The following is a 22,533-nucleotide window of genomic DNA, read 5'->3' on the forward strand; positions in this document are numbered from 1 at the left end:
AAAGCGGTTAAAAAACCCTTGTTTTTTTCATAATCAATGATAGTATTAAGAGTGTGAAAGCCCTTTCAATGCAGGTTGGACGGGTGAGTTTCTTTAATGAAAGGACTGTAAGAGAATGGCAAACAAACCGATTGTTGACTTTGAAACTATTAAAAAAGATTTATCAAATAATCCAAAGCCAATTCAAGTTTTAAATGAAAACGCTGAAATTGTGGATCAAAAGACTTTTGATTCATTTTCAGATGATGACTTAGTTGAATTTATGAAGAAAATGGTTTGGGAACGTGCATTGCACGAACAAACTATGAACTTCTCACGTCAAGGACGTATGGGATTCTACGCACCAACAGAAGGAGAGGAAGCTTCTGAAATGGGTACTGTGTTGGCAATGAAGAAACAAGATTACTTATTGCCAGCATACCGTGATGTTCCTCAATTGATTCAACATGGCGCTACAGTTACTGAAGCATACCTATGGTCAAGAGGACATGTCGTAGGTAATAAGTATGAAGCACGTGCTATGATGCCACAAATCATTATTGGTGCTGCTTATGATGAAGCTGCCGGTGTTGCTTTAGGACTTAAGAAGAATGGTGAAGATGCTATTGCATTCACATATACTGGTGATGGTGGTACTTCTCAAGGTGATAGTTATGAAGGTATGAACTTCGCAGGTGCTTTCCAAGCTCCAGCATTGTTCATCGTTCAAAATAATGGCTTTGCCATTTCAACACCTCGTCGCAAGCAAACAGCTGCTCCAACATTAGCTCAAAAGGCTGTTGCTGCTGGTATTCCTAGTGTTCAAGTTGATGGTATGGATATCTTAGCTTGTTATAAGGTTGCTAAGGCTGCCCGTGAATACATTACAGCCGGTAATGGACCAGTTATGATTGAAACATTAACATATCGTTACGGTGCTCACTCAAGTGCTGGTGATGATCCTACTCGTTATAGAACTGAAGAAGAAACAAAACCTTGGTTCGATAAAGACCCATTGATTCGTTTAAGAAAAGTTCTTGAAGACAAAGGTTTATGGTCAGACGAGGATGAAGAAAAACTTGTTGATGAATATAAAGCATCATTCAAGGATGCTATCAAGGAAGCAGATGCTGTTGAACCAGATACAGTGCCAGCTATGTTGAAACGTACATTCGAAGTCCCAACTCCAGAAATAAAAGCTGAAATTGAAAAATTTGAAGAAAAGGAGTCGAAGTAACGATGGCAAAGAAAACCTATATTAAAGCAATTACTGACGCACTTGACATTGTCTTAGACGAAGATCCAAAAACATTGATCTTCGGTGAAGATGTTGGTAAAAACGGTGGTGTATTTAGAACCACACAAGGTCTTCAAGAAAAATATGGTGAAGATCGTGTCTTCGATACTCCATTGGCTGAATCTGGAATTTTAGGTATGGCAACTGGTCTAGGTGTTACTGGCTGGCGTCCAATCCCTGAAATTCAATTTATGGGATTCTCATTTGAAGCTATTGACCAAATTGTTGGCCAACAAGCAAGGATGCGCTTCCGCTTTGATGGTAAGCAAACAGCACCTGTTACAATCCGTACACCTTATGGTGGTGGTACACATACTGCTGAAATGCACGCTGATAACCTAGAAAACTACTTTACAGGTACACCAGGTTTACGTGTTGTTATGCCAAGTAATCCATATGATGCTAAAGGACTATTGATTTCATCTGTTGAAAACAATGACCCTGTTCTATTTATGGAAAACCTTAAGTTATATCGTTCAATGAAGGATGATATTCCTGATGGCAAGTATACAGTTCCATTGGACAAAGCTAATGTTTCACGTGAAGGTACAGATATTACTATTGTTGCTTATGGTGCTGAAGTTAATGAAGCACTTAAAGTTGCTGAAAAATTAGCTGCTGAAAAAATCTCTGTTGAAGTTATTGATTTAAGAACTGTTTCTCCTATTGATACAGAAACAATCTTCAAATCAATTGAAAAGACACACAAAGTTGTAGTTGTACAAGAAGCTCAAAAGATGGCTGGTGTTGGAGCACAAGTTGCTTCAGCTATCTCAGAAAACGCTATTATGTCTCTTGATGCACCTATTGGTAGAGTTGCCGCTCCAAACAGTGTTTATCCATTTGCCCAAGCCGAAGATATTTGGATCCCAGGCGCAGATGAAATTGAAGAAAAAGTTAGAGAAATTTTAAATTATTAATAAAAACTACTAATAGATAGGTAATTGAAGGGAAGGATTCTAGCCATGGCATTTAAATTTAAGCTACCAGAACTAGGCGAAGGAATGGCCGAAGGTGAAGTCGCTAGCTGGCTTGTTAAAGAAGGAGACACAGTTAAAGAAGATGATTCTTTAGTTGAAATCCAAAATGATAAGTCTGTTGAGGAACTACCATCACCAGTCTCAGGTACTATTAAACAAATCGTTGCTCAAGAAGGACAAACTGTAGAAATCGGTGATACATTGATCGTTATCGATGATGGATCAGCTGATACAGGCGACGATGATGAAGCTCCAGCTGCAGCCGCATCAGATGACTCAACTGCCGCTCCCGCAGAAGAAGCTGCTCCAGCAGCAGAACCTGCTAAGGATGCTACAGGATCAGCAAATGCTGATTACTTAGCAATGCCATCAGTACGTCAATTGGCACGTGATAAGGGCGTTGATTTATCACAAGTTACACCAACTGGTGACCATGGACAAATTACAAAGGCTGACGTTGAAGGATTTAACGGTGCCGCTGCTGCCCCAGCTAAAGAAGCTGCTCCAGCCGCCGCTGCTGCACCTGCTTCAACAGCTACAGCAATCAGACCTTACAAGTCAGATAATCCAGAACTTGAAACACGTGAAAAGATGACTATGACTAGAAAAGCCATTGCTAAAGCAATGTCAAATTCTAAGCACAGAACTCCACACGTTACAAGTTTCGATGATGTTGAAGTTTCAGCTTTGATGGCTAACCGTAAGAAATACAAGGCAGTTGCTGCTGATAAAGATATCAAGCTAACATTCTTGCCATATATTGTTAAAGCTTTAGTTGCTGTTATGAAGGAATATCCTGAATTTAACGCTTCTATTGATGATACAACTGAGGAAATTGTTTATAAACACTACTTTAACGTTGGTATTGCTACAAACACAGATCATGGTTTGTATGTACCAAACATTAAGGATGCTGATTCTAAGGGAATGTTCCAAATTGCCAAAGAAATCTCAGAAAATACACAAGCTGCATATGACAACAAATTGAATGCTAAGTCAATGTCTGGTGGTTCAATCACTATCAGTAATGTTGGTTCAATCGGTGGTGGCTGGTTTACACCAGTTATCAACCAACCTGAAAGTGCTATTTTAGGTGTTGGTAAGATTGCTAACGAACCTTACGTTGATGAAGACGGAAACATCCAAGTTGGTAAGATGTTGAAGCTTTCACTAAGTTATGATCACAGACTAATTGATGGTGCATTGGCTCAAAATGCCTTGAACCTCATGAAGAAATTATTGCATGAACCAGATATGCTACTAATGGAGGGCTAGTTTAAAAATGGCAGATAATGTTGTAGAAAAAGATACTGTTATCATTGGTTCGGGACCCGGCGGATATGTTGCCGCTATTCGTGCCGCTGAATTGGGACAAACAGTAACCGTAATTGAAAAATCAGATACTGTTGGTGGAGTTTGTTTGAACGTTGGATGTGTTCCTTCAAAGGCTTTAATTACAGCCGGACACAGACTACAACAAGCTAAGAATGCCGAAACATATGGTATTACAACAAAAGAAGCCACAATTGACTTCACAAAGACACAAGCTTGGAAAGACGAAAAAGTTGTTGCTCGTATGACAAACGGTGTTAACATGCTTTTGAAGAAGCACAAGGTTGAATTGATCCAAGGAGAAGCATACTTGGACAACGATACACAACTACGTATCATGCCTGCTGGCCCTCGTCAATTTATGGATAATGGTGGCGGTCAAACTATCAAGTTCAAGAATTTGATTCTTGCTACTGGTAGTCGTCCTGTTGAAATCAAAGGATTCAAGTTTGAAGACAGAATCGTTGATTCAACTGGTGGTTTGAACCTTAAACAAGTTCCTAAGGAACTTGTAATCATCGGTGGTGGATATGTTGGTACTGAATTAGCCGGAGCATATGCTGACTTAGGTGCACATGTTACTATCCTTGAAGGTACACCACAAATTATTCCTAACTTTGAAAAAGATATGGTTTCAGTTGTTAAGAAGAACCTTGAAAAGAAAGGTGTTACTATCGTTAATAACGCCATGGCTAAGAAGGGTGAAAACGGTAAAGACAACGTTACTGTTACTTATGAAGTTGATGGTAAGGAAGAAAAAGTTGTTGCAGATTACTGTATGGTAACTGTTGGACGTCGTCCAAATACTGACAACTTTGGTCTTGAAATGACATCTGTTAAGACTACAGATCGTGGACTTATTGAAGTTGACGAACAAGGTCGTACAAATGTTCCTAATATTTATGCTATTGGTGATATTGTTCCTGGTCCAGCTTTGGCTCATAAGGCTTTCTTTGAAGCTAAAACTGCTGCAGGTGCTATCTCTGGAAAGAATACTGCTAATGACTTTATCGGTGTTCCTGCTGTCTGCTTTACAGACCCAGAACTAGCAAGTGTTGGTCTAACACAAGCCGAAGCTAAAGATAAGGGTATCGAAGTTTCATCAGCTAAGTTCCCATTTGCTGGTAATGCTCGTGCCGTATCATTAGACGCTCCAGAAGGCTTTGTAAGATTAATTGCTAAGAAAGATACTGGTACACTTATTGGTGCACAAATCGTTGGCCCTGGTGCTAGTGATTTGATTTCTGAATTAAGTGTTGCCGTTAACTGTCAATTGAATGCCGAGGATATTGCCTTGACAATTCACCCACATCCAACATTAGGTGAACCAATTCAAGAAGCAGCCGACATTCTTATCGGATATCCTACACATATTTAGTTAAAAATTTAAAAAGGATCAGAGATTCCAGTGAGGGATTTCTGATCTTTTTTGGGTTGGACAGATCGGCAAGTTAGCTGATTTAAGTAATAGGTGATGCACTTGCATCACTTTTTTTGTATAGTATAGTAAATGGTTGAAAAGGGGAATACTTATGCACGAAAACTATAGTTATCCATTAGATGAAGATTGGAACAATGATGAAATAATTACGGTGATGGCACTCTACAATGCAGTTGAGTCGGCATATGAGCATGGTATTAAACGAGAAGATTTTTTAAATAAATATCGATCATTCCAACAAGTAGTATCAATGAAGATGGAACAGAAGCGTCTGGACCATGAGTTTGAGACTGAATCAGGATATTCCATATATAAAGTTTTTAAGCAATGTCAAAAAACACCTGATAATGAGAAAGTAAGGGTTCAATATGAAAATAAATATTAAAGAAATGGATGAATTTTTGGTTGAATTACTAAGTGAAGTTGGGAAGAATCTCTTGGTAGACTCAAAAAAGGATAAGTCTGTTGGGACAAAAAGCAGCCGGATCGATTTGGTTACTAACTTTGATAAATCTACTGAGAAATGGTTAGTTGGCAAAATAAAAGAAAAATATTCCGAAGCAACGATCTTTAGTGAAGAAGGCTATGGAGATGTCGTAAAAGATATGTCCGGATTAGTTTTCTTTGTTGACCCGATTGATGGTACAATGAACTTTGTGAAACGACGCGATGATTTTGCCTCGATGATAGGAGTTTATCTGGATGGCAAACCGTTTCTAGGCGCAATAATTGATGTTGTTAAACAAGAAATCTATCATGGCGGACCTGATTATGGAGTATTTAGAAATGAAGAAAAAGTAATTAGTCCTAAAAATCAGTCATTACCAGAAGGCTTAGTTGATATCAGCTGGCCAATGGTTGTAGCAGATCGTTTTAATTCTCAAGCAGTTGTACAAAAGAGTAGCGGATTGAGAATTTATGGTAGTGCAGGGATTATCTTTGAACATTTAATCTTTGGTAGAGAGGTTTTATACATGTCTTATTTGGCTCCCTGGGATCTAGCTGCGGGTCGAGTACTCTGTGAAAGTCTCGGTTTAAAGGTCTCGACTATTGACGATAGCCCCGTAAATATGCTAAAATCACAAGTCGTAATAGTTGGTACTGAAAAAGTTATTTCAGAGGTACTAAAGACAGTTAAAAAATAATAACTGAAACTGTGAATTACAATCACAGTTTTTTTATTGCAAGTAATCCAGTCGCATTACTATTAATGGAAGGAAGAAGTACTTTGACTAAATTAAGAGAAGATATTAGAAATATTGCCATTATCGCCCACGTTGACCACGGTAAGACAACCTTAGTTAATGAAATGTTAAAACAATCAGATACATTAGGGGAACATTACCAAATTCAAGATCGTGCTATGGATACCAACGCTATCGAAAAGGAACGTGGTATCACAATTCTTTCAAAGAATACAGCCGTTGATTATGACGGTAAAAAGATCAACATTTTGGATACACCAGGACACGCCGATTTCGGTGGTGAAGTTGAGCGTATCATGAAGATGGTTGATGGTGTTCTACTTGTTGTTGATGCATACGAAGGAACTATGCCTCAAACACGTTTCGTTCTAAAGAAAGCTTTGGAACAACATCTAACACCTATTGTTGTTATCAACAAAATTGATAGACCAGGTGCTCGTCCTGAAGAGGTTGTTGATGAAGTTCTTGAATTGTTTATCGAATTAGGTGCTGATGATACACAACTTGATTTCCCTGTTATTTACGCTTCAGCTATTAACGGAACATCAAGTTATGATTCAGATCCAGCTGCACAAAAGCACACAATGGACCCATTGTTCGACACAATTTTGAAGACTATCCCAGCTCCAGTAGATAACTCTGACGAACCATTACAATTCCAAGTTGCTTTACTTGATTATAATGACTACGTTGGACGTATCGGTATTGGACGTGTCTTCCGTGGAACTATCAAAATCGGTGATAATGTTACCGTTATGAAGCTTGATGGATCAACTAAGAATTTCCGTGTTACTAAGATTTTCGGTTTCATGGGTCTTGATCGTGTTGAAGTTCAAGAAGCTAAGGCTGGAGACTTGATTGCTGTTTCTGGTATGGAAGATATCTATGTTGGTGAAACTGTTTGTCCAGTTGACCATGAAGAGGCACTTCCATTATTACGTATTGATGAACCAACACTTCAAATGACTTTCTTACAAAATAACTCACCTTTCGCTGGTCGTGAAGGTACAGAAGTTACTGCTAGAAAGATTGAAGAACGTTTAAGAAGACAATTACATACTGATGTTTCACTTAAAGTTGAAGATACTGATCAAGCTGGTGCTTGGATGGTTTCAGGACGTGGTGAACTTCACTTGTCAATTCTTGTTGAAGAAATGAGACGTGAAGGATTTGAATTACAACTTTCTCGTCCAGAAGTTATTTACAAGAACATCGATGGTGTAAACAGCGAACCTTTCGAAGAGGTTACAATTGATACACCTGACGAATATGTTGGATCAGTTATCGATTCAATGTCACAAAGAAAAGGTGACATGAAGAACATGGAAAGTACTGGAAATGGTCAAACACGTTTGATCTTCTCAGCACCTTCACGTGGTTTGATCGGTTACTCAACAGAGTTCTTATCAATGACTGGTGGTTACGGAATCATGAACCACACATACGAAGAATACAAACCAGTTGTTAAAAACTGGGAACCAGGTAGAAGAACTGGTGCTTTGGTTTCAATTAACCAAGGTCCTTCAACTACATATAGTTTACAATCAGTCGAAGACCGTGGAAAACTATTTATCGGTGCCGGCGTTGAAGTATACGAAGGTATGGTCGTTGGTGAAAGTAACCGTGATCAAGATATCGCTGTTACTGTTACAAAGGGTAAGAACCTTACAAATACTCGTGCCGCTGGTAAAGATCATGCTGCCGCAATCAAAACTCCTAAGGAAATGTCACTTGAGCAATCAATCGAATTCCTAAACGAAGACGAACTTTGTGAAGTAACACCTAAGAGCGTTAGATTACGTAAGAAGATCTTAAGTACAAACGAACGTAAGAAGTATGACAAACAAAGAAAAATGTCTAAGAAAGCTTAATATGGCTTAATCAGGTATAACATCATTTGATGTTATACCTTTTTTATTTGTTCTCATGAATCCTGAAAGGCTGGCTTTTCTATACGCGTTATTTGATTGGTGGTATAATCTTATTATTAGATTTTAGGAGTATTAATGTGAAAAAATTAAAGTTAATTGACTTGTGGATCTTGATCCCATACATCATACTTCTGGGTATTGGTGTAGTAATGGTATATTCCGCCAGTTTTTATAATGCTATGTCGAATGGTGGCAGTACTAATCAATACTTGATAAAACAAGGAATGTACGCGTTCATGAGTCTGATTCTCCTTTTTGTAACTTTTATGTTGAAAGTTAAGTTCTTTAAAAGTTCAAAGACTAGGGCGCTTCTATTAGGGATTACATTGGTATCGCTAGCCTTGCTACTGGTTAGGGCTTATTTCAATCCTAGTAGTAGGATCAATGGTGCATCAGCGTGGATCAATTTTGGACCAATAAACTTTCAACCGTTGGAACTAGCTAAGATAGCTTTGATCCTTTATCTGGCCTATATTTTAACGAGTCGTAAAAGCAGACTGTTGGATAATGAGAAGCTCTCTGACTCACTACATGTGATCAAGGAACCAGTTATAATAGTTTTGGCAATTATCGTTCTGGTCGGATTTCAGCCTGATATTGGTGGAGCATTGATATTGGGATTGATAACTATCGTTTTGATCTCTTCATCTTCAATACCTTTCAACCATATTTTAAAATTAGATGGAAGTTTACTTGGAGCATTCTTAGTTGGAATATTCTGGATAACTAAGTTTCAGCCTAAATTTATTATTAGAAATTATCAGTATCAGCGTATTTTAGCAATGTTGCATCCATTTAAACTGGAGCGTACATCTGGTAACCAGTTGGTCAACTCATTTTATGCAATTAGTAATGGTGGTATTTTTGGAGTTGGTTTGGGAAATAGTATTCAAAAAAGAGGTTATTTACCGGAACCGCATACTGATTTTATCTTGGCCATTATTAGTGAAGAGTTGGGTCTAGTAGGAGTTTTCATAGTATTAGGTTTACTAGGATTGATCATATTCAGGATACTTTATCTTGGAATTAAGTCGGCAAACACGTATAACGTTTTGGTGTACTACGGTGTAGCAGTTATGATGTTGGCACAGATGATCCTAAATGTTGGTGGATTATTAGGTTTAATGCCATTAACAGGTGTTACCTTGCCATTCATTAGTTATGGTGGTTCAAGTTTGTTAGTCCTATCGTTTTCATTAGGGATAGTCTTAAATCTTGAGGCGACAAATAAATTCAATATAGAAAAACACAGGTGATTTTATGTACAAGAAAGTGGAACGTCAGGCTTTGTATGTCTGGGTCTACTCAATGAAATGGAAAAAGAAATTGCAACGTTATGGAACAATTTATTATTCATCTCCAAAGATGAAATATGTGATGTTGTATGTTAATTCCAGTAAGGCTTCAGAAGTTAAAAAAGAATTAGTGAATAAAAAGTATGTTAAACGTGTGACTGTTGCTCATAGAAAAGAACTAGATGATCATTACGTTTTAAAAAATAAGAAATCTGATGAGTTAGAGGAGTAATTATGAAAGTTGTATCAGGTGCCTTTGGCGGATTGAATTTGAAGCCAGTTCCAGGCAATAATACCCGTCCCACCTCAGCAAAGGTCAAAGAAGCAGTTTTTAGCATGTTGACACCTTATCTGAATGATGGAGTAGCTTTAGATTTATTTGCCGGTACCGGCAGTCTCGGAATTGAAGCCGTATCTCGTGGTTTTGAAAGAGCTTATTTGGTAGATAAGGCATATAAAGCTATTAATACTATCAAAGAAAATGTTGAAAAAACTCATCATGAAGAACAGTTTGTAGTTATAAAAAAGGCTGCTACTGAAGCTTTGAAAGAGTTCTCTGAGAATAAAATTAAGTTTGATTTAGTGTTTTTGGATCCTCCATATAGAATGAAGATAACTGAGCAAATAATTTTAGATATGATTGAAAATGATTTATTAAATGATGGGGCAATTATTGTTGACGAAACGGATTATAACGTTGAGTTAACTTCTGATAAAATAGCTCTTATCAAAGAAAAAGACTACAAAGATACAAAAGTTGTAATGTATCAATTTGGAGGATAATTATGCCAAAGAGAATTGGAATGTATGCAGGAAGTTTTGATCCTGTTACAAATGGTCATTTAACGATCATTCGTCGTGCCGCTAAGCAATTTGATGAATTGATCGTAGCCACAATGACTAACAACTCTAAGAATTATATGTTTGATTATCGAGAGAAAAAAACTTTCATTGAAAATGAATTAAGTGATTTAGAAAATGTTCGTGTTATTGATGGCAAAGAACAGTTGACCACAAAGTTAGCTAAGGAATACGGAGCTAATACGTTAGTACGCTCGATGCGTAATTCTAGTGATTTCAGCTATGAAGCAGGTGTATTCGCTATGAATAAATCTTTAAATCCAGAGATAGAGACAATCTTTTTATTGGCCGACTCAAAGTATGCTAATATATCATCATCAATGATTAAGGAAGTCGTCAAATTTGGTGGGGATGTTTCAAAATTTGTCCCTGAAGATGTGGCAGATGCTTTAGTTAAGAAATTGCGGAAGGACTAAGTCGATTGAAATTTAATAAAACTAGAAACAAGATTTTTGGTGGAGTATTTATCTTCATCATCGTCTTAGCATTCTTTACCTTTCCAACAAAGTATTATTTAGAGGTCCCTGGAAGTGCTGAATCCACTTCGCAATATGTCAAAGTTGATGGCAAGCATGATAAAAAGAAGGGTGATTTCCTGCTGACGACTGTTGGTATTATGCAAGGGACACCGTTTACCCTACTACGTTCTTTGGGGGATGATTTTGAAACAATTTATCCTCGTGAAGAATTGATGGGAAATGAAACAGATCAACAATATATGCAAGTTCAGCAATACTATATGAGATCAGCAACTAATAATGCTGTTCAAGCTGCTTATTCAGCTGCCGATAAGCCTTTTACTAAAAAATATCTTGGCGTTTATGTAATGGATATTTTGAGCAATTCAGCTTTTAAAGGTAAATTAAAGGTTGGAGATACGATCAGCTCGATCAATGGGTACAAATTTAAGAACTCTAATCAGTTTATTAAATATGTTCGTAAACAAGATAAGCATTCGACCGTCAAAATTAACTTTACTAGAGATGGTAAAAAGAAAACCGCCAGTGGTAAGCTCGTCAAACTGGCTAGTACAAAACGTTTTGGTTTAGGTATTACGTTGACAGATAATACAGAGGCTAAGGGAATGCCTCCGACGAAAATCGATGCTGGTGACATTGGTGGACCATCTGCAGGTCTGATGTTTACGCTGCAAGTATATTCACAAATAACCAACAAAAATCTTAAAAAAGATCGAATAATTGCTGGTACTGGTACAATTTCTCCTGATGGGACAGTTGGCCCTATCGGTGGGATCGAGAAGAAAGTTTATGCTGCTTCTTCAGAAGGGGCCACTGTTTTCTTTGCACCTGATGATCCAGTTACTAAAGAAATTAAGAAATATGACCCTAATTACGTTAATAACTATCATTTGGCTAAACGTGCAGCTAAAAAAATCAATACGAAGATGAAGATCGTTCCAGTTAAATCACTAAATGAAGCTATCAAATATCTTGAAAAAAATTAAGTTAAAAAGTCTGTCGAATAATTCGACAGACTTTTTTCGTTAGAATTTAAATTTTTTAACGTAGTTTTTATTGAGGTGAATTTAATGGAAAAAGTAATTAAATTATGTCGAGAAAATTTAGCAGTTATTTTATTATTATTCTTACTACTAGGTTTTGGAACTTGGAGTTTGACACATAAGGCTCAAACTAAGGTGGCTCCAGTAGTGGATAACACTGCTATTCAAAGAAAAACTACGCCTAAAAAGGAATTAACTAATAAGGAATTTGTAGTCGATATTCAAGGTGCGGTGAAAAGCCCCGGAGTATATCGACTAAAAACTGGTTCCATTGTTCAGGAGGCAATCAGGTTAGCTGGAGGGTTGAATGAAAATGCTGATACAAAGCAGATCAATCAGGCTCAAAAAGTAACCGATCAAATGCAAATTGTAGTTCCAGCAGTTGGAGAAGTGTCGTCTTCTACAGGTACTAGTGGAACAGATAGTAAGAAACAAGTAAATATTAATACCGCTAAAGTTGAAGATTTTCAGTCGGTAACCGGAATTGGACCTAAGAAGGCAGAAAAAATAATTGCTTTTAGAGAAGAAAATGGAAATTTTAAAGATTTAAAAGATTTAACTAAAGTATCTGGTATTGGTGATAAAACTTTAGAATCACTAAAAGATCAATTGACGGTTTAGATGAAAAACTATCTTATTTTTCCAGCTTTGTTTAGTTATTGTGTATCCCAATTGCTGACAGATACGAATAGAGTTATTTGGATATTACTTGGAATCTTAATCTTAATAAGGGTTATTTTTTTAAAAAGACCAATTTTAATCCTTTTGATGCTTATGATTGCGGGAGTCGTTTGGATCAGGGGTGATAATAATATTCCAGAAATAACTTCCGAGAAGGAGACTCTGATAATTTTTCCAGATACTATTAAGATAAATGGTGATCTAATGAGTGGGGAAACATCTATCGATAAGCAAAAGGTGAAATTTTTTTATAGGTTACAAAATCAAAGTGATAAGTCTAACTGGAAATCTTTATCTGATCCTATTGAGGCAAATGTAACGATTGATAAAGTTGAAAGAATTCAATTTAATAGAAATCCCGGTGAGTTTAATTATCGAAATTTTTTAGAAAACAGAAGTATCTACTATTCAGTATATTTGAGTAAAATCGATAAAATTAAAGTTCATCAACCAGGATCAGTATTTGAAATAATAAATGTTTTACGAATACATATGATCAAAAAATTAGAAAAGTTACCAAGATGGCTCAAAATACATGCTCAAAGTTTGTTACTTGGATACAGCAGTGGTGAGGAAAAAGACTTTTTTAACAATTTAAGTGTTTTAGGAATAATACATCTTTTTAGTCTGTCAGGATTGCATGTTTTAATGTTAGTGACGTTCTTTAGAAAAACTTTTTCTACTATTAAGATAACTAGAGAAATGGTTGATGATATATTGCTTATCCTATTACCGATTTATGGGATTTTGGTTGGTTCTAAAATTGGAATCTGGAGAGCAATAGTTTTATCTATCTTGGGTATTATCATCGGTAAACTTCATTGGAACATTAGTAAGTTAGATGTATTTAGCTTAACTATAATGATATGTTTGTTTGTACAGCCGAGATCGATTTTAGATATGGGTGGACAGTTAAGCTTTTTATTGTCATTTGCTTTATTGTTTATTTATGACATTAAAAATACGATTTCGATGACATTTAAAGTAAATTTGGTCAGTCTTCCATTGATTTGTAATTATACTTATCAATTTAGCTGGCTGATATTGTTGATAAATTTGATATTTGTTCCGTTCTTTGAATATATAATTTTACCTACGACAATAGTTGCAGCAATTTTTCCAAAATTTTTCTTTTGGAATATCGTAAATCAGTTGTTTGATAGTGTATATATTTTTCTTGAGCAAATAGCCCAGAATAGTGGTTTTGTTCTGATAACTGGTAAAATTTCTCTATTCGTTGTTTTAATATTGGTTGTGTTGAGTCTATTCAATTTAGAACAGAAATCATTTCAGAATAAGTATTTGATTAGCTATCTGGTGATTTTTACTATGGCTGTAACTTATAATAAGTTCCCTTTAGCTGGTCAAGTATCGATGATCGATGTAGGTCAAGGAGACAGTATCTTAGTGACGACGCCTTTCAATAGAAAGACTGTTTTAATTGATACTGGTGGCAAATTAAGCTTTCCGAAAAAGCAATGGCAGAAGGGGACTAAGTCAGATCAGGTGACTAATTCAACAATTCCTTATTTAAAATTTCAGGGTATCAATAAAATTGATCGAGTTTTCCTATCCCATAAAGATGCTGATCACATGGGGAACTTACCCGTTCTATTGAATAAATTTCCTGTTACTGAGGTTAGTTTCGGCGAAGGATTAGATGATAATTTGTCTATTAAAAGGATTATCCAAAATAATCCTAAGGTGAAGTTCACGCATATTAAACAGGGGGATAGATTCAGGATTGCAGATACAGATTGGGATGTTCTATGGCCCAAAAATAGAAGCATTGGTGAAAATGGTGATTCGTTGACTCTATTGGCTAGCATTAATGATAAGAATTGGTTATTTACAGGTGATTTAGATATCGATAATGAAAAAAAGATGTTAGAGGATTATAAGATAAAAGTTGATTATCTAAAAGTAGGCCATCATGGATCAAAGACCTCAAGTGGGGATGAGTTTTTAAGGCAGACATCACCTAAATTAGCTCTCATTTCCGCAGGAGTGAATAATCGTTATGGTCATCCAAATAAAGAAACAATTCAAAGATTGGATAAATTACATGTGCCGCATATGAATACGGCTGATTATGGTATGATTACTTGGTATTATTATCCGTTTATGCAGCAGAACAAGATAAAAACTTTTTTAAAGGGTGAAGTAATTGAAAATAACAGAATTAAAAAGTGAATTGAAAAAGGGAAATATTCAAAACGTTTATCTTGTAACTGGTAAAGAAGAAGTATTTGTTAAACAAGTTGAAAAGCTATTTAAGAATTTATTGTTGCCGGAAGAGCAAGACATGAACTTCTCTTCATTTGATTTAGAGGATACATCATTAGATGATGCAATAAATGAAGCTATTTCAGCGCCATTTTTTGGAGAAAAGCGTTTAGTGTTCATAAACCATCCGTACTTTTTGACTGGTGAGAAATCTAAGGGTTTTGTAGAACAAAATATGGATCTATTAACTGAATATGTTAAAAATCCGACTCCTTCCACTATCATGGTTATTTTCGCGACCTATGATAAATTAGACTCTCGTAAAAAAATCGTTAAACAATTAAAGAAATCTGCCGGTATGATAGATGCCAGCAAGATGGATAGTGGACATTTGGTCAAAACTATTAATGAAGACTTGAGAAATGATGGTTATTCGATTGATAGAGGAGCGTTAGACCTTTTGATCAATAAAACTCAAGGCAATTACTCACAAATAGTAAACCAACTAGAGAAATTAAAGTTGTATGCTTTAAAATCAAAAGTTATTGATGAAAAAGCGGTCAGTGAACTAGTCCCTCAAAGTTTAGATGACAACGTGTTTGAATTAATGAATCAAATTCTAGCTCAAAATATTTATCAAGCCGAAGAATTGTATCAACAGTTCTTATTGCAAAAGATTGATCCAATACTACTAGTAGCTATCTTAATGTCACAATTACGAACTTTGATCCAGACTAAAATATTAAGTGAGCGCGGATTGTCAGAATCGACTATTTCAAAAAATTTAAAATTACATCCTTATCGTGTCAAGATGTCATTAAAGCAGGCTAGAAATCTAGAGATCCAGCAGTTGATTTTGATGTTTCATTCCATTGTTGATTTAGATTATCAAATTAAATCTGGACAAGGTGATAAGGAATTACTTTTTGATTTATTCATTGCTAAGTTTGCCTAGGATGTTTTCGGATATCTTGGCAAGTTACAAGTATTTCTCTTAATTAAACAAGAATATTTACAAAAAAATCCGTCGAATGAGGTAAAAACTTCATCGACGGATTTTTATTGTTGAAATTTGAGCAAAAAAAATAAGCAACCTATAGTTGCTTATGTCTTAATTCATTTTAGCAAGTCTTGACTTATCGCGAGCAGCTTTGTTTGCTTTGATTAGGCCTTTTGACTTAGCCATGTCGATAGCGCGTACTGCTGATCTAAATAATTCATCTTTGTTGTCAGCGTTATTTGAAGCTGAAGTTTCAAAGTTCTTAATAGCTGAACGCATAGCATTGCGTTGTGAGCTATTGCGAAGGCTAGCCTTTTCTGCAGACTTCACACGCTTGATAGCTGATTTAATTTGTGGCATCAATTTCACCTCCGATTACCTAGTGACTTAAACTCAATACATAGAATTATACATAATTGATACTTTCAATGCAATAAATTATTTGTAATTAATTTAATGATTTGCATGGTTTTATGAATTTGAATTGGTTTTTTATATTGAAAGTGGTCTGTATATATAGTAAACTAATTAACCGTACTAACCATGCTCTGTTTGACGATTCACCGTCGTTTTGCATAGTTTGGCCAAATTAATAGGAAAAGGTGAATGAAATGGCTATTTCAAAAGAAAAGAAAACAGAAGTTATCAAGCAATATGCTCGTAAAGAAGGAGACACAGGTTCTCCAGAAGTACAAATTGCTGTTTTAACATACGATATTAACTCATTGAACGATCACTTGAAAGTTAACAAGAAGGACCACCATTCATATGTTGGTTTGTTGAAGAAGATTGGTCACCGTCGTAACTTGCTTAAGTATCTTAGAGATAATGATGTACAACGTTACCGTGATTTGATCCAATCACTTGGTCTACGTCGTTAATATTTATTTTAGGGAATTCCATTCGGAATTTCCTATTTTTTTTGCTAAATTTCAATTTGCTGAACGGTGTGATAGAATAACAATCAGGTACATATCAAGTAGTCTTAAGTAGATGGACTCAAAACGACAATTAGATATTGTTATCTATTTATATTTAAGAAATGAGAGATGAAATAATGAGCAAAAAAATAAAAATCATTCTATTAAGCGGAGTACGCGAAAATGGAAAGAATATGTATGCGGTAGAAATTAACAACGAGATTTACATTTTGGATATCGGTTTACAATATCCTGATAATGACTTATATGGAATTGATGTAGTTGTTCCAGATATGACATACATTAAGGAAAATATTAGCAAAGTAGTTGGTATTTTCTTGTCACATGGTCATGCTGATGCTATTGGTGCTTTACCATATTTAATTGGTGACTATGATATTCCTGTTTTTGGTTCAGAAATGACAATTGAATTAGCTAAAATAGTTTGTTCAAATGATCGTCGCAGTAAAAAATTTGATGATTTCCATATTATTGATGAAAATACCGCCATTGATTTTGAAGAAGCAACAGTGGCTTTCTTTAAGACAACTCATTCAATTCCTGGTTCTTTAGGTATTGATATTAAAACTAGTGAAGGACAAATTGTTTATACAGGCGATTTCAAATTTGACCAAGCCGCTGTACCAACATATAGAACTGACTTTGGACGTATTGCCAAGATTGGTAGCGAACGTGTCCTTGCATTATTAAGTGATTCAGCCAATGCAGAATCGCCATATGAGAACTCTAATGAACGTGACATTTATGAATATATCCTTGATATGTTCAATTATCACAATGGTAGGATTGTTGTAGCGCAAGTTGCTTCAAATATTCAAAGAATGCAACAAGTTCTTGATGCAGCAGATAATACAGGACGCCAAGTCTTTTTGTCTGGTACTGATGCCGAAAGAATCTTAAAAACTGCTATGAAGTTAGGTTATTTAAAGATCAGTAACAAAAAACTTATTGTTAAAGGCAAAGAATTGGATGATGTCGACCCTAATAAGTTGGTAGTTATTGAAACAGGAAGAATGGGTGAACCTATTAAGTTATTGCAAAAAATGGCTAATCCATCCTCAAAAACTAAATTCCAAATTGAAGAGGGAGACTTAGTATTTATTGCTACGACTCCATCTCATGCAATGGATACAAGCTTTGCTAAAACACGTGATGCTATTTATAGAACTGGTGCAGAAGTTAAATCATTAGGTGATGATCTTCATTCGTCAGGCCATGCTAACAAGAGTGACTTACAATTAATGATCAATTTGTTACAACCTGAGAATATTATTCCTGTACAAGGTGAGTACAGACTATTGGATGCTCACGCTAGAATTGCTCATGAAACTGGTATTCCATATCAAAATATCTTCCTTACTAAAAAAGGTGACGTTTTGAATTATGAAAACGATCAATTCTATTTGGGTAAGGGCGTAGAAGCTGGAGATACAATGATCGATGGAATTGGTGTTGGCGATATAGGAAGTATTGTTCTTCGTGACCGTGAATTACTAGCCGAAGATGGTGTTTTCATTGCCGTTGCTACGATTGACCGTAAAAAGAAGAAAGTCGTTGCTAAGCCTAAAATCACAGCTCGTGGATTTGTCTATATGCGTGCCAGTCGTGATTTATTAAGTGAAAGTTCTGATTTGATCGTTGATACTATTGTTGATTATCTTCAAAATAGTAAAGATTTTGACTGGTCAGATCTTAAACAAGGTGTTAGAGATAAGTTAAATCATTTCTTATATGAGCAAACAAATCGCCATCCAGTTATCTTGCCAGTTATTATGGAAGTTAACCAAAACAGACATCGAAAATCTAAAAAGTAAGATCAATTGATCTTTTATCAAGAGGTATTTTATGGACGACTCAGATAACCTAAAGAAAATACTAGACGCAGCTGACGATGCATTCAATAAAGGTGATTGGGATGAAGCCACTGAACTTTATACCGAAGCATACACTATGCAGCCATCCTTTTTAATAAATCAAGGACTGGCTGCTTCTTTGTTGAACCTAAAAAAAGCTGATGATGCTGAAGCCGTTATTTTAGATTATTTCAATTATTATCTCAGTGATGCTGATGCAGCTAAGCTTGCGACTGATATTGTGCTAGAAAACAATGATTTCCTATTAGCAAATCAGATTATTAATTATTATAAGAACAACAATTTTTCAACTATTGATGAAGAATTTATTCTTGATTTTAAACATCGTGTAAATTTGGCTGAAGAGCGTCATTTGCGCTCATTTAGGCCTCATATGACAACAATATTAACTCATTTACGTTCAATAGTGACTAAACCTATGGTCACTCAAATTCAGCTTATACGTAGTATGAGAGAGTTTGACAAAAAGGATTATATTGCTGGTTCCAGACTATTATTGGGAAATCCACTTTTGCATCCGTTGTTGAAGAGTGAATTAGTTGAAAATTTATATAAGTTAGGTGTGGATGAAGAAATTGACATTTCATTTTACGGTGAAACAAAGTCATGTAATCCATCTAAGTTAAAACCAATCATGGCAACTGATATTTACTTAAAGATGTGTGATGAACTGGATAAGGTTTTGGCTGACAGTAAAAATGAGACGCAGGTTGAGAATTTGCGTGGAGAATTATCATTATATGCTGCGATGGTCTATCCATTTGGAGAAAATATAATAAAAAGCCCAAGTCTCTGGACAAACCTTTTCCTTTTGCGGTATGGTCTTATAGATGAGTCTGATGTTAAAGACAATTCACACTTTTCAGAGGTGAAGAGTTGGATCGATAGGTTCGATTCTTTAATAAATATGTTTCAGCAATGAAAATAATGCATTTTTTTCGTTATTAGTATTTACAATTTGGATTGTGCCCCGTATAATCCAAAGAGTATATTTTTAGTAGGCGATTTGCGTTGAATTGCTTTGCTTTCGCCCCTGAAAGTAGTATAATTTTTCAGTAAAGAGTCATCTAAAGAACATTTTCTTTGGATTAATCTTATGAAATGAAATTTTAGGAGGATTCTTTGTAATGGCAGAAAAAGAACATTATGAGAGAACAAAGCCCCATGTAAATATTGGGACAATTGGTCACGTTGACCACGGTAAGACAACATTAACAGCCGCAATTACAAAGGTTTTGGCTGACAAAGGTTTAGCTAAAGCTGAAGATTACGCTGATATTGATAAAGCTCCAGAAGAAAAAGAACGTGGGATTACTATCAACACTGCTCACGTTGAGTATGAAACTGAAAAGCGTCACTATGCACATATTGATGCTCCAGGACATGCTGATTACGTTAAGAACATGATCACAGGTGCTGCACAAATGGATGGTGCCATCCTTGTTGTTGCTGCAACTGATGGTCCTATGCCACAAACTCGTGAACACATCCTTTTGGCTCGCCAAGTTGGTGTTGAATACATCGTTGTATTCCTAAACAAGACAGACCTTGTTGATGATGACGAACTTGTTGACTTAGTTGAGATGGAAGTACGTGAATTACTTTCAGAATACGATTATCCTGGGGACGATACACCTATCGTTCGTGGATCAGCCTTGAAAGCACTTGAAGGTGACCCAGAGGAAATCAAACACGTTGAAGAACTACTTGATGTTGTTGATGAATATATCCCAACACCAGTTCGTGAAACAGACAAACCATTTATGATGCCTGTTGAAGACGTATTTACAATCACTGGACGTGGTACTGTTGCTTCTGGTCGTATCGACCGTGGTGAAGTTAAAGTCGGTGATGAAGTTGAAATCGTTGGTTTGAAAGAAGACGTTATCAAGTCAACTGTTACTGGTCTAGAAATGTTCCGTAAGACATTGGATCTTGGTGAAGCCGGAGATAACGTTGGTGTACTTCTTCGTGGTATTAACCGTGACCAAGTTGAACGTGGACAAGTTCTTGCTAAACCAGGTTCAATCCAAACTCACACAAAGTTCAAGGGTGAAGTTTATATCATGACAAAAGAAGAAGGTGGACGTCATACTCCATTCTTCTCAAACTACCGTCCTCAATTCTACTTCCATACTACTGACGTTACTGGTGTTATTGAATTGCCAGAAGGCGTTGAAATGGTAATGCCTGGAGACCAAGTAACTTTTGAAGTTGACTTGATTGCTCCAGTTGCCGTTGAAGAAGGTACACGTTTCACTGTTCGTGAAGGTGGACGTACTGTTGGTGCTGGTGTTGTTACAGATATCTTAGACTAATCTCTTTGATTCTATCTAAAAAGAGTTGAGACTACGTCTCAGCTCTTTTTTTATTATCATATTTGATTAAGAAAACGCTTTAAGGTATCTTATAATAGTGAACTAATGGCTTAAAAGCCTATATTTAGCGTGAAATATTTACAATATTATTGATTTAAGGTAATATTACAAAGTATGAGATCGTGAAATACCGGAGGGATAAAATGTCTGCTAAGGCTGAATTTACAAAAAAAGAAAAAAATACTGGTGAATTAAAATTTGAAATTGACCAAGATACTATCAAAAAAGGTTTAGATACTGCTTTTGATCGTGTAAAGAAAAACTTAAACGTTCCTGGTTTTAGAAAGGGTAGAGTACCTCGTCAAATCTTCAACCGTATGTACGGAGAAGAAGCTTTGTACGAAGATGCTTTGAACGCTGTTTTACCAGAAGCATATGACAAGGCTGTTAGCGAAGCTGCAGTTGAACCCGTTGACCAACCACAAATTAGTGTTGATTCAATGGAAAAAGACCAACCATGGGCTATCAGTGCAACTATTACTGTTAAACCAGATGTTGAACTTGGTGACTATACTGGTCTTGAAGTTAAGAAGCAAAAACGTAATGTTATGAAGACAGACGTTGAAGCTCGTCTTGCAGAATTACAAAAACAACAAGCTGAACTTGTTCTTAAAGACGGTAAAGCTGAAAAGGGCGACACAGTTGTTATTGACTATGCTGGCTCAGTTGATGGTAAAGAATTCGATGGTGGTAGTGCTCAAAACTACTCACTTGAATTAGGTTCAGGTTCATTTATTCCTGGATTTGAAGACGAATTGATTGGTCACAGTGCTGATGAGGATGTTGACGTAAACGTAACATTCCCAGAAGACTACCAAGCAAAAGATTTAGCTGGTAAGAAAGCTATCTTTAAGACTAAGATCCATGAAGTTAAGACAAAGGAATTACCAGAACTTGATGATGACTTTGCTAAGGACGTTGATGAAGACGTTGATACTTTAGATGATCTTAAGAAGAAGATTCATGATGAATTGAAGGATCAAAAGAAGCAAACTGCTGAAGAAAACATTCAAGAAGAAGCTATCTCAGCTGCTGTAAAGAATGCCAAGATTGACGAAGTACCACAAGCTATGATCGATACAGAGGTTTCTAACCAAATGAACCAATACCTATCAAACTTACGTCGTCAAGGAATCGATCCTAAGTTGTACTATCAAATGACAGGTACAACAGAAGACGATATGAAGAAGCAATTCTCAACTGACGCTGAAGAACGTGTTAAGACTGATCTTGTTATCGAAGCAATTGTTGCTAAAGAAGGCATCAAACCTACAGAAGACGAAATCAAAGATGAAGTTAAGTCACTTGCTGATGAATACAACATGGACGAAAAGGCTGTTAGAAATGCTCTTACAGACGATATGTTGGCCCATGATATTTCAGCTAAGAAAGCTATCGAACTTATCGTTGATTCATCAGTAGAAAAATAATTATTTAATTGATTATTGAATAAAAGAAGCCTATCGGCTTCTTTTTTTTAGGTAATTAATTGATATGAGTTTAAGGTAAAATCTGTTTAAAACTAATTACTTTACTCTTAACAGCTTCAATGCTAGACTTTCAAAGTATTGGAACTATTGAAGGAGAAAT

The 22,533-nt window shown here is 35.9% G+C and carries 21 protein-coding genes; 20 read left to right on the top strand and 1 reads right to left on the bottom strand.

Going from position 1 to position 22,533, the window contains the following annotated elements; translation table 11 throughout:
• Positions 1 to 115: 115 nt before the first annotated feature.
• The 15 genes from pdhA to holA all read left to right on the top strand — a co-directional run bounded on the left by pdhA (position 116) and on the right by holA (position 15,705).
• Positions 116 to 1,216 carry a pyruvate dehydrogenase (acetyl-transferring) E1 component subunit alpha gene (gene pdhA, locus EKM60_RS04090; RefSeq protein ID WP_125712719.1) on the top strand — a complete coding sequence of 367 codons (1,101 nt, stop codon included), beginning with the start codon at positions 116 to 118 and terminating at the stop codon, positions 1,214 to 1,216.
• Between the two features lie 2 nt (positions 1,217 to 1,218).
• The gene (locus EKM60_RS04095; protein ID WP_125712721.1) at positions 1,219 to 2,196 is read left to right on the top strand and encodes an alpha-ketoacid dehydrogenase subunit beta; all 978 of its coding nucleotides are present in this window, start codon (positions 1,219 to 1,221) and stop codon (positions 2,194 to 2,196) included.
• A 45-nt stretch (positions 2,197 to 2,241) separates the two neighbouring features.
• Positions 2,242 to 3,531 carry a 2-oxo acid dehydrogenase subunit E2 gene (locus tag EKM60_RS04100; protein WP_125712723.1) on the top strand — a complete coding sequence of 430 codons (1,290 nt, stop codon included), beginning with the start codon at positions 2,242 to 2,244 and terminating at the stop codon, positions 3,529 to 3,531.
• Between the two features lie 7 nt (positions 3,532 to 3,538).
• Entirely contained in the window at positions 3,539 to 4,966 is a 1,428-nt protein-coding gene (gene lpdA / locus EKM60_RS04105; protein WP_125712725.1) for a dihydrolipoyl dehydrogenase, read from the top strand.
• A gap of 154 nt (positions 4,967 to 5,120) precedes the next feature.
• Entirely contained in the window at positions 5,121 to 5,414 is a 294-nt protein-coding gene (locus EKM60_RS04110; RefSeq protein WP_125712727.1) for a UPF0223 family protein, read from the top strand.
• Positions 5,398 to 6,174 (top strand): inositol monophosphatase family protein, encoded by a 777-nt coding sequence (locus EKM60_RS04115; RefSeq protein WP_125712729.1) that lies wholly within the window; start codon positions 5,398 to 5,400, stop codon positions 6,172 to 6,174. Before EKM60_RS04110 ends, EKM60_RS04115 begins: the two co-directional genes overlap by 17 nt.
• A gap of 65 nt (positions 6,175 to 6,239) precedes the next feature.
• Positions 6,240 to 8,105, top strand: a complete 1,866-nt coding sequence (typA, locus tag EKM60_RS04120; RefSeq protein ID WP_125712831.1) for a translational GTPase TypA — start codon at positions 6,240 to 6,242, stop codon at positions 8,103 to 8,105.
• 137 nt (positions 8,106 to 8,242) lie between these two features.
• Positions 8,243 to 9,421 (top strand): FtsW/RodA/SpoVE family cell cycle protein, encoded by a 1,179-nt coding sequence (locus EKM60_RS04125; protein WP_125712731.1) that lies wholly within the window; start codon positions 8,243 to 8,245, stop codon positions 9,419 to 9,421.
• A gap of 4 nt (positions 9,422 to 9,425) precedes the next feature.
• Complete coding sequence (locus tag EKM60_RS04130; protein ID WP_125712733.1) at positions 9,426 to 9,692, top strand: YlbG family protein; 267 nt, start codon at positions 9,426 to 9,428, stop codon at positions 9,690 to 9,692.
• 2 nt (positions 9,693 to 9,694) lie between these two features.
• On the top strand, positions 9,695 to 10,243 hold the full coding sequence (rsmD, locus tag EKM60_RS04135) for a 16S rRNA (guanine(966)-N(2))-methyltransferase RsmD (protein ID WP_125712735.1): 549 nt from the start codon (positions 9,695 to 9,697) through the stop codon (positions 10,241 to 10,243).
• 2 nt (positions 10,244 to 10,245) lie between these two features.
• Positions 10,246 to 10,737, top strand: coding sequence for a pantetheine-phosphate adenylyltransferase (gene coaD / locus EKM60_RS04140; protein WP_125712738.1), 492 nt, complete (start codon positions 10,246 to 10,248; stop codon positions 10,735 to 10,737).
• Positions 10,738 to 10,742: 5 nt separating this feature from the next.
• Entirely contained in the window at positions 10,743 to 11,786 is a 1,044-nt protein-coding gene (locus EKM60_RS04145) for a SepM family pheromone-processing serine protease (RefSeq protein ID WP_125712740.1), read from the top strand.
• A gap of 84 nt (positions 11,787 to 11,870) precedes the next feature.
• Positions 11,871 to 12,464, top strand: a complete 594-nt coding sequence (locus EKM60_RS04150; RefSeq protein WP_125712742.1) for a helix-hairpin-helix domain-containing protein — start codon at positions 11,871 to 11,873, stop codon at positions 12,462 to 12,464.
• Positions 12,465 to 14,717, top strand: a complete 2,253-nt coding sequence (locus tag EKM60_RS04155) for a DNA internalization-related competence protein ComEC/Rec2 (protein WP_125712744.1) — start codon at positions 12,465 to 12,467, stop codon at positions 14,715 to 14,717.
• The gene (holA, locus tag EKM60_RS04160; RefSeq protein WP_125712746.1) at positions 14,692 to 15,705 is read left to right on the top strand and encodes a DNA polymerase III subunit delta; all 1,014 of its coding nucleotides are present in this window, start codon (positions 14,692 to 14,694) and stop codon (positions 15,703 to 15,705) included. Before EKM60_RS04155 ends, holA begins: the two co-directional genes overlap by 26 nt.
• A 156-nt stretch (positions 15,706 to 15,861) precedes the next feature.
• On the opposite strand, the gene rpsT is transcribed toward holA, so the two are convergent.
• Positions 15,862 to 16,110: a 30S ribosomal protein S20 gene (rpsT, locus tag EKM60_RS04165; RefSeq protein ID WP_125712748.1), complete on the bottom strand. Its 249-nt coding sequence runs from the start codon at positions 16,108 to 16,110 to the stop codon at positions 15,862 to 15,864.
• Between the two features lie 251 nt (positions 16,111 to 16,361).
• Here rpsT and rpsO point away from each other — a divergent pair, with 251 nt between their 5' ends.
• From rpsO to tig, 5 genes are all read left to right on the top strand, one after another.
• On the top strand, positions 16,362 to 16,631 hold the full coding sequence (gene rpsO, locus EKM60_RS04170; protein ID WP_125712750.1) for a 30S ribosomal protein S15: 270 nt from the start codon (positions 16,362 to 16,364) through the stop codon (positions 16,629 to 16,631).
• A 176-nt stretch (positions 16,632 to 16,807) separates the two neighbouring features.
• A complete protein-coding gene (locus EKM60_RS04175; RefSeq protein ID WP_125712752.1) occupies positions 16,808 to 18,505 on the top strand; it encodes a ribonuclease J in 1,698 nt (565 codons plus the stop codon).
• Between the two features lie 31 nt (positions 18,506 to 18,536).
• The gene (locus tag EKM60_RS04180) at positions 18,537 to 19,487 is read left to right on the top strand and encodes a tetratricopeptide repeat protein (RefSeq protein WP_125712754.1); all 951 of its coding nucleotides are present in this window, start codon (positions 18,537 to 18,539) and stop codon (positions 19,485 to 19,487) included.
• Positions 19,488 to 19,692: 205 nt separating this feature from the next.
• A complete protein-coding gene (gene tuf, locus EKM60_RS04185) occupies positions 19,693 to 20,883 on the top strand; it encodes an elongation factor Tu (protein WP_125712756.1) in 1,191 nt (396 codons plus the stop codon).
• 203 nt (positions 20,884 to 21,086) lie between these two features.
• On the top strand, positions 21,087 to 22,373 hold the full coding sequence (tig, locus tag EKM60_RS04190; protein WP_125712758.1) for a trigger factor: 1,287 nt from the start codon (positions 21,087 to 21,089) through the stop codon (positions 22,371 to 22,373).
• The last annotated feature ends 160 nt before the right edge of the window (positions 22,374 to 22,533 follow it).

It is taken from the genome of Companilactobacillus kedongensis (genome assembly GCF_003946625.1).
Taxonomy (GTDB): domain Bacteria; phylum Bacillota; class Bacilli; order Lactobacillales; family Lactobacillaceae; genus Companilactobacillus; species Companilactobacillus kedongensis.